Source organism: Legionella rowbothamii (assembly GCF_900639985.1).
Taxonomy (GTDB): Bacteria; Pseudomonadota; Gammaproteobacteria; order Legionellales; family Legionellaceae; genus Legionella; species Legionella rowbothamii.
The window spans coordinates 1,237,946-1,249,864 of record NZ_CAAAIM010000001.1 but is presented as its reverse complement, the minus strand read 5'-3'; the positions used below and the strand labels follow the sequence as shown (position 1 = coordinate 1,249,864).

The following is an 11,919-nucleotide window of genomic DNA, read 5'->3' as shown; positions in this document are numbered from 1 at the left end:
TAGCAGTCGCCTTTAATTATTGAGAGCAAGCTTTTCTCCCCATATATGGCGAGAGTACGTGAAATAATTTAAAAGGGACATTAAACCAATACCAACCCCCATAATTATATTTTCTTGCAGTGCTCCATCTCCAAAACAAAGGACGCCCAGGCGTAGCCAATAGCTTTGTAAGTAAATAATACTAATCGAATAAATCGAAAAGAGAGCTAATCGTTGTACTTTTAGTGCGCGCGAAACGGAGTAGTGCGTGCGAAAAGTAATTTTATTATTCAAAATAAAGTTATTAACGATGGCAGCAAATACGGCAAGCTGCGAGGCACTAAATGGTGAAAGGTGTAAGTAGTTACGCAACAGGTTATAAACCCCAAATTGTACAACCATGCCCATAGAGCCCACCAAGCACATTTTTAAATAGCGTCTGAGTTCGTAATAGCGAAGGGTAAAGACAACGCGTAAGGAGTCAGAAATGCTATTTTTGGGTAGTTTACTGTCTCCTAAATCCCGATCAATAAACTCAATAGGAAACTCGCGAATTCGCGCTTTATTTTTGTGGAGTAACCATAATAATTGTAATTTGTAAGCATAATGATTTGTTAAAAATCGCTGCGGAAGAATTTTTAACAGGTGCTGGCGTCGCGTCGCACGAAAGCCACTAGTAAAATCTTTATATTTAGGGGTAAGTATGGCTCTGGCAATGTAGTTACCTAAAACGGAAAATAACTTACGGTGAAAAGCCCAGTCTTTAGGAATACTACCACCCGGGACATATCGACTGCCTACCACACAATCGCAGTGTTCTAGTTGTTCTAAAATTGGGGCAATATATTTAGGCTGGTGAGATAAATCGGCATCAAATTCAAAGACAATATCTGCATTCATTTCATTGAGTGCATAGTTCATGGCTTGCAGATAAGCAGAGCCTAACCCCGATTTCGCTGATTCGGAACATAAATGTAAGCTTGAGTAGCGAGCTTTTAATGACTGAACGATGAGCTGGGTGTTATCAGTAGAGGCGCTATCAAAAATTAATATATGCACCTCATAATTAGAAATAGAGCTGGTTGCAGTAAAGACTTGCTCTATGGTGGTTTCAATGACCGAGGCTTCGTTGTATGTCGGAATAATGACAACCACTTTTTCCTTGGTTAAAAACGCATCCATGTGCGCATCAAGAGCTTTATTTGCATCGAGAGTCAATTTTATATCCGACAGAGGACTATTTTCGCTAGAGTGTATCAATTAATTTTTGGAAAAAAAAGGTTTGTATTTATTCCTATGGCAGGGGGTTGTGTTGTAGCTTGGATGGAGTATAGCGCAATCCAGGATATGCTTGAATTAGGTGTCGCGCCCGTATTAGGCTTTCGCCAATATGGGCTCCAGATTTCTTCTTTACACTGACTCTAATTGTTTCATCACATCTGATTTAAAGGTATTACTAAAGACCATCACTTTGTTAAATTTGGCACTATCTTTGGCAAAATAAAATAAATCAATAAAATGAGCGCCGACTGGCTGTTGCTTTTTGTTCTGCCAATTAAAATAAAAAGAGGCAATAAGTACTTCCGAATTATTTCGTGACGAAAATAATTGCGGCAATTCGGCTGATGGATGGTTTATGGTGTCAGTAAACAGCTTTTTATAGAACTTGGATGAGGTTTCTGCAATACCCGAAGAAGAGATTACAGTCCCGTCTTCAGTAAATAGCTTGGTAATGCCATCATAATCCCCCTTTCCTAAAAGAGCGACATAGGTTTTCATATTTTCAAGCCGTTGTTGTTCTAGAGTTTGCGTCGCTTCCGCGATGCAGCAGAAAAACATGAACAGAAAACAATAAACAAGACGATGCATAATAGTTCTCCTGAAATAAAACACTCCTTGATGCTTTATAGTAACAGTGATATTAGCATTCGTAAAATATAGAGAGTAGAGAGACCTAGTTGCAAGCAATTAATGCCACAGACCCAAGTTATTTTACCAATACTCTTCACGAATTACCGCAGCTTGGCCACGGTAATTTAGTCTTCTATACGCCACATAATACAGAGCTTGGTCAATTACTACTTCAGCAGAAACTATTAATTGCAAGCAAGCTTATAGTTTTGTACCAAGCGTTAAGGTTACCGATTCAATCGCGTTTTTTGCTCTTTCTCTAAAATGCTGCAGATACGGTTGGGTGGAATGGAAATCGAATGCTTCCTTAGATTCAAAGCATTCAGTCATCGTAAAGATACTTGAATTTTCCACATTTTGATGCAGATTATAGCTGATGCATCCTGGCTCCGCTCGAGTCGGCTCCAGCAAGGTTAATAGGGCTTGATAGAGCTCTTCTTCCTTACCAGGTTGGGAGATAAATTGTGCAATGCAGAGAAAATTTGCCATTATTCATTCCTTAGTTATGGCTAATAATAGAAATCTCATTGTCGGAGATTTCTATTAAGCACGCAATAATTGCTTAAAATTTACTTTGAATGGAAACCGCTTTTTCACATAGGTTACGTAAGGCGGTGGCTATTTGCTTGGCTTCATTGCCATTCAGGTGATAGTCCTCTTTTAATTTTATTGGATCAGTAAAGTTCAGCCAAACTTCGCCATTTTGGTCTTCGGTAACCATTATTCTTAAAGGTAAGTCTAGCGCGATTGCTGGGTTCTCATGCATTAATGGGGTGCCTTTAGCAGGGTTTCCTATAATGAGAACTTCAGTAGGCAATAAGGATTGATTGACTTTATTTGCCTCAGCACCGTGATCGATATGAGCAAAAATTTTACCCCCTTGCTTAGTTACTATCGAACTTAGGCGCTCAATAGTCTGTTGTACTGAATAGGGGCTTTGGAGTGTTTCTGCCTTTAAACCACCGTCCATTGCGGCTAATTTAATATCAAAGGCGGCTGCAATTTTACGGGCTAAAATATCGAGATCAGCAATGTTTTCTTTATTGGCTAAGAGCGTCACACAAACTAATTCATTTGCCGCGGTAAAGCGACTTAAAAAAGCGGAAAATCCGGGGATATTTCCTTTAATCTGCATCAGTCCTGGATGGCCGGGAAACGACCAACCCGCATTTCCAGAAATTTTTTGTTGATTATCCAGCATAGGGTTTTGATATAAGAAGGCTCTATTTTCGGCATTTTTAATGAGAATGCCCCCTGCCAGGCCAATATCCCATATGCTAATGTCTTCAGCAGACGCGAGGATCCCGCTATTGGCAAAAGTGGATGTCCAGCTTATTTCAGGTACAGTTGTAGTGTTCGCGGAATGCCCAACAGCATGTTCTGTAGGATCAACGAAAACGGTTTTTTTTAAAAACTCGCTGTGCTTAAATGGGTTGGTGCCGTTACCTGTTTCATTTTCTAGGGATGATAAAGTATTGATAAAAAAGGTGCGTTGTAATCCCATAGGTTCAATTTGATTTTTAGTCACATAAGCTTCATAACTCATGCCACTAGCTTGTTCTACAATAAGCCCGAGCAGATAAAAATTAGAGGCACTAATTTGACTTTCTGTTCCTGATGGAAATAATAAAGCCTCGTCTTTGATAAAATTAATAATCTCTACAGTAGAATATTGATGGTGGTAAGAAAAGCCTCCACAAGTTGTATAATCAGGTATCCCGGAACTCTGTGTTATCAAATGGCGAATATTTGTTTTTTCCCATGATTTCGGTGCTGATGAGGGTAGATAGCTTATTATGGAATCATCAAGGTTTAATTTCCCGTCTTCTTCAAGCTGCATAATCGCTACGGCCGTAAATGCAGTGGTTATTTGTCCTATATTAAATAGCGTACGGGTTGAAACCAGGCGCCTAGATTGAGTATCCGCTAATCCGTAGCCTACGACACGCGTAATATATGGAGCCTGTACAATGGCAAGGGACATCCCAGGAATCGCATTTTCTTCCATGTATTCAATAATGAGATCATCTACAGATTTTCCTTGATAGATTGTGCGAAAATCCCCACGGCTACTTCCTTGGCTCTCCATTGTTCTCTCCTTTTAACGAATCATTATTTTTTCTGTGGCTCAGATAAATTGAATATTGGTGCGGTATATACCGGTTTTTTTCCCACATCAAATGCAAGAGGGATGTAGGGAAGATTTAAGATAAAGAGAGAGGCCATAAAAAATAAAGCGATGGCAATATTTCCTGACTGAATCCAGGCCCTTTCTCGCTCGGCAGCAACACAAGCACTGAGTGCATAAAGCAGCCCATAGAAAAAGACTGCTAGCAAGCAAATAATTCCATTGATATCCATATAAACATTCTTGCGATAAATTTGCAGCAGCATCATTAGAATTAAGAACAATAAAATTACGCGGTATATTTTGAGTAGCCATTTTAACCATAATGGTGCAGCGGTTTCTTTTTCTACATCCCCATCTTGGTAGTAGGCATTAAAAAATAAAATGCCTATAAAAACGAGCGCGATGAGAATAGGTAATGGGTTAATATAATCGGGCAAATTGTGGGCAGCAGCAGGGCCTATTTGATAGAGAATAAAATAGACAATACTTGTTAATGCGAAGAAGGGTAAGAGGTAATACATCATACGTAATAATAAGAGCCGTAGACTGTATATAATATTTATATTTTGTTGCCCAACCCCTAAGCCAATAAAGAATAAGGTGGAGTTTAAAATTAAAGAAAAATGGATGTTAGTGGAATATAAATTCCATAGATATTCATAACCTAATGTGGAAAAAAGAAGGGCCGCCAGCAAAACAAGTAAATTAGCTAGGCTGGCAAATAGTCCGGCGACACATAAGAGAATGAACATATTCCATACTGCAGCAAATAATGTAGGATAAGTTATTTTCCAAGTATTATTATGATGAATGGCATAATGAAACGAAAGGCCAATATAAACATATACCGGGAATGCCCAGGTAAATATAAGTAGATGCTCGGTCAAGTCATATCCTGTTTTGCCTAGGAAACAGAAGGATAGAATTAACGCACCAAGGAAACTAGTGGCGAGTAGGCGCAGGCGGTGCGTTTCATTATAAGCCAATGTGTAGAGCAGCGCGAAAATAGTTGAGAAGGTAATAATGTAGATGCATGAAAATAAAATCGAGTATCCATTAGCCATTGATGCACTACCCCACGCTGACTCCTGCAGACGATACGCATAATCCAATACAAATCCCAGGACTAGTCCTATTAGGGTAAAAATATAGATTTCTTTTTTCGCAGCCATTATTTGTTTTCCTTAGAGACCTCATATTAATAATAGTTGATTTCCATGTGCTTTCCTGGATCAATTTAGGACACTTGGCTTTTGTTTTGGTCTTTGTTCAGGTAGAATAAAATTTTAAGTAGGCAGGAATATGAGGGGCTATGCAAAGCAAAGAAGAGCGTGGCATACAGTGGCTAGGGGATAGAGCAAACACCGAATCTGGGCAAGCAAAATTACACACTGCCTTATTAATGCATAATTATATCCAGTCAGTCACTAATTTAGGGATGATTAAAGAGGCGTTCACGGATAGTTTCAATTCAGAGTTATTTATTCGTTTGGATATTTTTAATGCTCGGGAGCGAGGCGCTGTATTATTTGCTAAATTGACTGTCGATGAAGCTTTAGAGCAACTGCAGTCTGCTGGAAATGAGCACTTGCGTAATGCCTTACAGGATTTAAGTGAAATTACCGGGAAGCTTTTTAATACCAAGATACCCTCAACAGCGGATGTAAGGAAATTACTGCAGATAGTAAATAATATATTGGATTTAGATAACTCCTTATTTACAGATAAAGCATTGGCGACAAATTTACTTTTTACCCTCTTTCTTATTCTTAATTTGGGCGAGCCGACACTGCAATCTTTGAGTTCCTGGACTTTAAAAGCGGTATCTTGGGTTATTCCCATAGCCGAAATACGAGAAAGTATTGCCACCTTATTGCAAAAAGCAGAAGCAAAGGCCTTGATTCTTATACCAAAGACAGAGGAGGCTGATGAGCTTAATGTGGTTGGGTTTGCCCAATCCTATTTTAATCAACGTTGCCTCTCATTGCTCACCGAACAACCTCCTGATGAGCAGCTCAGAAACAACGATGAATTTACAACTCAAAAGAGGCTAGTGCTAGTTGAAGAAACTATGGCGCAGACTTCTGCAGGTCTTTTGAGTTTATTGTCTTTACGAAGCAGTAACCATGAACTTGGATTAAGGATTAAATCACTGAAAGCATTTCTTGACGTGGTAGTCGAAAATGAGAGTCGTGTTTCTGGCCGTATGTATTTTTTAGATCTGGTAGCTAATAACGCAGCGGCCTATCAAATCTTGCTAACAACCTTGCCACAGCAGAAGAAAAACGCTTTTGAGACGATGGTAAAGCACTTAACCATCATCAATGAGAAAAAAAATCTAACACAGCAAATGTCCTATGGCCTGAGTTGGCTTGCGGTGCCGGTAACGCATGGTTATCGCTATGTTACACCACAAAAAATACAGGATGCCGCATTAACATGGATGCCATCTACTTGGGATAGTGAATGTAAGGGGGTGCTCAAGCAATCGCTAATCGATACTCTTGATGAGCTTAACGGCACACTTCAATCTCAGCAAGAAGAAATTACCCGTATTAACAATCAGCTATTTCTGCAGGATAATGATTTAAAACGTCAAATTTTAAGTGAATCCGATGAAGGGCTTCTGCAGCTCCAGCAAACAGTGACGCTCGCAGCACGTGCAGTGCACACTTATCAAGCTCTATTGCATTCAATGAAAAAAAATCAAGATTTTCTTCATAAATACCAAGCTAATGCGGAGACTCTGGGACATTTTATCCAGATACATAATAGTTTTTGGGTTAAACTTTCTAACTTTTTCGCGCAAATTTGCTGGCTATTTAAAACCGATGCCGCACGAATGCTGGATACCGTCACTCAATGCAAAACTAAGCTTGATGATTTAAATGCCAAATATCAAGAAATGATTGATAGTTCTCTTAAAAAAATTGATCAGAATGAGAATGTTGATGCGAGTATCAAAAGGCAATTAAGAGAGCAGTTTAAAATGGAGATGGAGAGAGAGGAGCGTATTGAGCCTCGTAATCGTCCAACTGGAGAGCGTTCTATTCGTTTATTGGTTAAGAGTTTGGACCGTTTATTTGCTACTAATCCTCAGCCACTAACGCCTGCTTTGGATGTTAAAGAATGCATTGACGACGTGTCGTGTGAACTGCTTAATTTCTAATTGGCTAAAAAAAAGGACTTGTGTTATTTTTTCTTTTTGGTTAAGGTTTGCCCAATTTAAATCATGATAAGGAAACCTCGTATGTTTACTTTTTTTAGTCAAGAAAGTAGTTTTGATCAAACAATGCAAATTTTAAATGCCGGTGCTTTAACTTTAGCCGCAGTACAAATGATAGTAGATCCCAGTACTTCATTCCGTTTTGGTTTTGATCTTGCAATTCATGGTTTAACAATAATTGCATTTAGAAATAAAGATAATTTCTGGGGACGTTTAGCGGCGTCTGGAGCAAATTGTGCCAGATTAGGTGCCATTTATGCTGATGCAACGAGCCAAGGCGTGTTTGGCGTGGCTGAGGCCGCTGATGTGGTATTACATAGTACCAATATAGTGGGTACCCTTTTATCTGGTTCTTATGAACAATCTGAAATGGTTCCTAGCCCTAGTCATAGATAAAATATAAGTCCTAGACCTTGCATTGAATTCTACCTATTGGGCCATGGGCCCAACCTACAATTTATAAATTCCCTCCAAATCTTCTCACTATCACCTAGCTAAATTTGAGCTATATTAAACAGTACAGGACTTAATAATAATAAAAAAGGACATGTCATGAGCGCTTTTCTGCTATTGGCTTTAGCAGTGTCATCCTATTTACCACCCTTTCCCGTGCAATTTATTGAGCAGCAGCAAAAAAAGGTGAATGATGATATTCGCTTTATTAATGGATTAGTCCCTATTGTCTCGGCGGGGCACTCGAGTGCTCAAGCCATTAATGAGATGAATCTCATGCTTCATAATGAAGCACCTCATTTAAATCAACAAGTTATTAATAAAGTATTAATGACCTTAAAATGCGCAAATGAATATAATGTGGATCATAACAATATCCTCACGATTATTGATTATTCAATGCCATCAAATGAAAAGCGTTTGTGGGTTTTTGATTTAAGGGAAAAGAAATTATTGTTTCACACTTATGTGTCTCATGGCATTAAATCAGGTGCCTTAATTTCCAATTATTTTTCCAATCAATACAATAGCAAAGCCAGTAGCATCGGGGTTTATCAAACGTTACAGTCCTATTATGGACGCGATGGGCTTTCATTGCGCCTGGATGGTTTAGATCGTAGTTTTAATGACAATGCATCAAATCGTTCTGTGGTGATGCACTCAGGCTGGTATGTTCAAGAGAGCTTCATTAAGAAATATGGGCGTCCGGGCCGTAGCTGGGGATGTCCTGCTTTACCCTTAGAGAATTCTAAAGCCATTATTAATACGATTAAAGATAAATCTTTATTGGTAATTTATTATCCCAGCGATAACTGGTTTAGCAAATCAAGATTTTTAAATTGTGATAAGGATGTGGCCTCCCACCTTGCTAATCCGACGACTTTGAGCATTCCTGCTACTGCTCCCGACGATCAGCGTGAGGCGATTCTATTTGTTAGCAGTGGCTATCGAGGTAAAGCTACTGAAACTAACCCAGTGGCGGTGATTTCAGCAGATGCTTATCAACGTATATTTCACACTACTGCGCCATTAAAGCGTATGTTAAGACGACAAATCAACAATGCGGAATATATTGCCTTAAGTACGTCAGAGTTGAATTATTTAGCGAATAACCATGCTGCTGATTTAAGTTCAATCTACTTTGTGATCCCCACTATGAAAGAGGTTCGCGGTGGGTATTTTGAAACGCAAATGCAGGTGGTTAATTTAGGTAGGATCAAAGAAGTAAAAGCAAATGGAACTCAGGGAACTAGTTTTACGATTTCCTTTGAAGGGAGGCCAACAATTAATTTAAATGCTTCGAATCAGTTTATACGATGGGTGGGATTGTAATTATTAGATAGGCTGGGCTTTACGGCCCAGCCTATACATCAGCCAGGTTATACCTCTTCCGGCCGCTCATCGCTATCACGTAGCTCAACCCACATTGCATTTAATATTGCAAAAGCACAGGCCAGGCCTGTGCCTAAAATCCAGGAAAAATACCACATAAAATAACCTCCTAATAGGCCGTTTCTTGATTTTTAGTAATCGTTTCTTCAGTTACTTTCCCACGCAAAACACGATAAACCCAAGCGGTATACGCTAAAACAATCGGTAGGAAGATGACTACTCCGACCAACATAATAAATAGGGTTAATTGGCTTGAGGAGCTATCCCAAACGATTAGACTTTGTTCAGGGTTCGTAGAGGAGGGAAGTATGAATGGAAACATGCTCACACCTACGGTGGCAATAATTCCAATCACTGACAGTGCGCTGCACACAAAGGCAAGTTTTGCCCAACGTGTGGTGAGCAAAGCACAAAGTGCAGCTAAAATTCCCACGGCAGGAACGATTATAGTGATTGGCGCATTCCGATAATTATTAAACCAGGCATCCGCTTGTAGACTGACTGTTTTATAAAGTGGATTGGATGGACCATCATGCGGTACAACAGCAGTTAATGCATAGCCATCAATACCATAATGCAGCCAAAATCCTGCTGCAATGAAAATAATGATTGATAGTAGGGCGCAAATTTTTCCTGCTCGTACAGCGCGGCGTTGTATATGGCCTTCTGTTTTGGCGTTAAGGAAAAAAGCCCCATGCATGGCCAACATGAACACTGAGAGAAGACCACAAACTAAGGCAAAAGGGTTAAGCAAAGCCCAAAAAGTGCCGGTATAAAATGGACGTAATTGCACATCAAAATGGAAGGGTACACCTTGTAATACATTACCTATAGCTACCCCAAAAATAAGTGCGGGGACAAAGCCACCAATAAATAAAGCGTAGTCCCAAACCGTACGCCATAGCGGATTATTCACTTTAGAGCGATATTTAAATCCTACTGGACGTAAAATCAATGCCAGTAAGATCAAAAACATGGCCAAATAAAACCCTGAGAATGAGAGAGCATACAAGGCTGGCCAAGCCGCGAAAATAGCACCACCACCGAGAATAAACCAAACTTGATTCCCCTCCCACGTTGGGGCAATGCTGTTAATCATAATCCGGCGTTCCATGTCGGTCTTAGAAAGCCAGGGCAGCCACATCGCTACCCCTAAATCAAAGCCATCAAATACTGCAAAACCAATCAATAATACTCCAAGCAGTACCCACCACATAACTCGTAATGTTTCATAATCTAAAGGCATCATCTTCTCCTAGTGAGCCATATTATCGGGGCCAAGACGGATGTATTTAACCATCAAATACACTTCAACAACCGCGAGCGTGCTGTAAAAGAGCACAAAACCTGAAATTGAGGTAAGCACTTGTGTGGTACTGACAGAAGAAGTTCCCATCATAGTGGGTAATACCCCTTGCACCACCCAAGGTTGGCGTCCATATTCGGCAACAACCCAGCCTAATTCTGCAGCAAGCCAAGGTAAGGGAAGTGCGCAGAATGCGAGACGATGGTACCAGCGAGTGGTATGTAATTTATGTTTTGCAGATAGGTAAAAGCCTACAGCAAAGAGCAAAATAAAGAAGAACCCACAGGCAACCATAATGCGGAATGAAAAGAATAGCGGGATGACATTCGGCTTTAGATCATGGGCTGCTTTATCAATTTGCTCTTCATTTGCGTCCACTACATTTTCAGTATATTTTTTCAACAGCAATCCATAACCTAAATGGGCATTGTGCGCTAGAAAGTCTGCTTTAGCTTGGATATCATTAGGATCTTTTTGGAGTCTGGTTAAGGCTTCATAAGCAAGCATTCCTTCTTTGATTCGTTCTTTCCCCTGAGCAATGAGTTCGGTAATGCCTTCTAGGGGTTGATTAAAACTACGGGTGGCAATTATTCCTAATACATATGGAATTTCGATTGCATAGTCGGTAGTCATTGTTTTTTCATTGGGAAGCCCAAATAAGGTTAGTCCTGCAGGGGCTTTTTCGGTATGCCATATCGCTTCTATTGCCGCGAATTTCATTTGTTGAACATCGTAATCAAAATGGCCACTTTCATCACCTAAGACTACGACAGCTAAGGCAGATGCTAGCCCAAAACTCGTCGCAACCGTCATGGAGCGTTTAGCGAAGGCAAGGTTTCGTCCTCTTAATAAGAAATAGGCGCTGATGGATAAAACGAAAATAGATCCAGTTACATAGCCGGCACTAATGGTATGAACGAATTTGGCTTGAGCTACTGGATTGAATATAACCGCAGCAAAGTCGGTAACCTCCATACGCATGGTTTGGAAGTTAAATTCAGCACCAACCGGGTTTTGCATCCAGCCATTAGCAATTAAAATCCACAAAGCAGAGAGATTTGTTCCTAAGGCCAACATCCAGGTGCAACACATATGTTGTACTCGACTTAATCTGTCCCAGCCAAAGAAAAACAAACCAACAAAGGTTGCCTCCAAAAAGAATGCCATGATTCCTTCCAGGGCTAATGGAGCGCCGAATACATCGCCGACATAATGGGAGTAATAGGCCCAATTCGTCCCGAATTGAAATTCCATCGTTAAGCCTGTTGCAACCCCAAGAACAAAGTTAATTCCGAAGAGCATGCCCCAGTATTTTACCATTTTTCGCCATATTTCACGTCCAGTCATGACATAAACTGTTTCCATAATGGCCAGGATTAATGACAGACCTAAGGTCAGCGGGACAAATAGAAAATGATAAAGAGCGGTTAAAGCAAATTGTAGACGGGAAAGATCTACCAGGTCAGTACCAGGTATCATGGTTCACCTCACTTGTAAAAGCGAATCTGGAACAGAGTCGCA

The 11,919-nt window shown here is 40.1% G+C and carries 11 protein-coding genes; 3 read left to right on the top strand and 8 right to left on the bottom strand.

The features are described 5' to 3' along the window. Positions 1 to 12: 12 nt before the first annotated feature. The 5 genes from E1P08_RS05310 to E1P08_RS05290 all read right to left on the bottom strand — a co-directional run bounded on the left by E1P08_RS05310 (position 13) and on the right by E1P08_RS05290 (position 5,193). Positions 13 to 1,197, bottom strand: a complete 1,185-nt coding sequence (locus E1P08_RS05310; RefSeq protein ID WP_423202193.1) for a glycosyltransferase family 2 protein — start codon at positions 1,195 to 1,197, stop codon at positions 13 to 15. 192 nt (positions 1,198 to 1,389) lie between these two features. Further along, positions 1,390 to 1,848: a hypothetical protein gene (locus tag E1P08_RS05305; RefSeq protein ID WP_133135943.1), complete on the bottom strand. Its 459-nt coding sequence runs from the start codon at positions 1,846 to 1,848 to the stop codon at positions 1,390 to 1,392. A gap of 243 nt (positions 1,849 to 2,091) precedes the next feature. After that, complete coding sequence (locus tag E1P08_RS05300) at positions 2,092 to 2,379, bottom strand: putative quinol monooxygenase (protein ID WP_133135942.1); 288 nt, start codon at positions 2,377 to 2,379, stop codon at positions 2,092 to 2,094. Positions 2,380 to 2,452: 73 nt separating this feature from the next. Further along, positions 2,453 to 3,979, bottom strand: coding sequence for a serine hydrolase (locus E1P08_RS05295; protein ID WP_133135941.1), 1,527 nt, complete (start codon positions 3,977 to 3,979; stop codon positions 2,453 to 2,455). Positions 3,980 to 4,002: 23 nt separating this feature from the next. Continuing rightward, on the bottom strand, positions 4,003 to 5,193 hold the full coding sequence (locus tag E1P08_RS05290; RefSeq protein WP_133135940.1) for a hypothetical protein: 1,191 nt from the start codon (positions 5,191 to 5,193) through the stop codon (positions 4,003 to 4,005). Positions 5,194 to 5,333: 140 nt separating this feature from the next. On the opposite strand from E1P08_RS05290, the gene E1P08_RS05285 reads away from it, so the two are divergent. The 3 genes from E1P08_RS05285 to E1P08_RS05275 all read left to right on the top strand — a co-directional run bounded on the left by E1P08_RS05285 (position 5,334) and on the right by E1P08_RS05275 (position 9,032). Continuing rightward, positions 5,334 to 7,190 carry a hypothetical protein gene (locus E1P08_RS05285; protein ID WP_133135939.1) on the top strand — a complete coding sequence of 619 codons (1,857 nt, stop codon included), beginning with the start codon at positions 5,334 to 5,336 and terminating at the stop codon, positions 7,188 to 7,190. An 81-nt stretch (positions 7,191 to 7,271) separates the two neighbouring features. Further along, positions 7,272 to 7,643 carry a hypothetical protein gene (locus E1P08_RS05280; protein WP_133135938.1) on the top strand — a complete coding sequence of 124 codons (372 nt, stop codon included), beginning with the start codon at positions 7,272 to 7,274 and terminating at the stop codon, positions 7,641 to 7,643. A 156-nt stretch (positions 7,644 to 7,799) separates the two neighbouring features. Then, a complete protein-coding gene (locus E1P08_RS05275; RefSeq protein ID WP_133135937.1) occupies positions 7,800 to 9,032 on the top strand; it encodes a murein L,D-transpeptidase catalytic domain family protein in 1,233 nt (410 codons plus the stop codon). A gap of 47 nt (positions 9,033 to 9,079) precedes the next feature. Here the strand turns inward: E1P08_RS05275 and cydX are convergent, their stop codons facing one another. From cydX to E1P08_RS05260, 3 genes are read right to left on the bottom strand one after another with little or no spacing between them, the layout of a single operon-like run. Then, on the bottom strand, positions 9,080 to 9,190 hold the full coding sequence (gene cydX, locus E1P08_RS05270) for a cytochrome bd-I oxidase subunit CydX (RefSeq protein WP_133135936.1): 111 nt from the start codon (positions 9,188 to 9,190) through the stop codon (positions 9,080 to 9,082). A gap of 11 nt (positions 9,191 to 9,201) precedes the next feature. Then, entirely contained in the window at positions 9,202 to 10,338 is a 1,137-nt protein-coding gene (cydB, locus tag E1P08_RS05265) for a cytochrome d ubiquinol oxidase subunit II (protein ID WP_133136008.1), read from the bottom strand. 9 nt (positions 10,339 to 10,347) lie between these two features. Further along, positions 10,348 to 11,877, bottom strand: a complete 1,530-nt coding sequence (locus E1P08_RS05260) for a cytochrome ubiquinol oxidase subunit I (protein WP_133135935.1) — start codon at positions 11,875 to 11,877, stop codon at positions 10,348 to 10,350. Between the last annotated feature and the right edge of the window lie 42 nt (positions 11,878 to 11,919).

Excerpts from the sequence above, each read along its gene's own strand:
- E1P08_RS05275 (WP_133135937.1), top strand. The coding sequence starts at position 7,800 with ATGAGCGCTTTTCTGCTATTGGCTTTAGCAGTGTCATCCTATTTACCA.
- E1P08_RS05300 (WP_133135942.1), bottom strand. The coding sequence starts at position 2,379 with ATGGCAAATTTTCTCTGCATTGCACAATTTATCTCCCAACCTGGTAAG.
- E1P08_RS05305 (WP_133135943.1), bottom strand. The coding sequence starts at position 1,848 with ATGCATCGTCTTGTTTATTGTTTTCTGTTCATGTTTTTCTGCTGCATC.
- E1P08_RS05290 (WP_133135940.1), bottom strand. The coding sequence starts at position 5,193 with ATGGCTGCGAAAAAAGAAATCTATATTTTTACCCTAATAGGACTAGTC.
- E1P08_RS05285 (WP_133135939.1), top strand. The coding sequence starts at position 5,334 with ATGCAAAGCAAAGAAGAGCGTGGCATACAGTGGCTAGGGGATAGAGCA.
- E1P08_RS05280 (WP_133135938.1), top strand. The coding sequence starts at position 7,272 with ATGTTTACTTTTTTTAGTCAAGAAAGTAGTTTTGATCAAACAATGCAA.
- E1P08_RS05295 (WP_133135941.1), bottom strand. The coding sequence starts at position 3,979 with ATGGAGAGCCAAGGAAGTAGCCGTGGGGATTTTCGCACAATCTATCAA.
- E1P08_RS05260 (WP_133135935.1), bottom strand. The coding sequence starts at position 11,877 with ATGATACCTGGTACTGACCTGGTAGATCTTTCCCGTCTACAATTTGCT.
- cydX (WP_133135936.1), bottom strand. The coding sequence starts at position 9,190 with ATGTGGTATTTTTCCTGGATTTTAGGCACAGGCCTGGCCTGTGCTTTT.
- cydB (WP_133136008.1), bottom strand. The coding sequence starts at position 10,338 with ATGCCTTTAGATTATGAAACATTACGAGTTATGTGGTGGGTACTGCTT.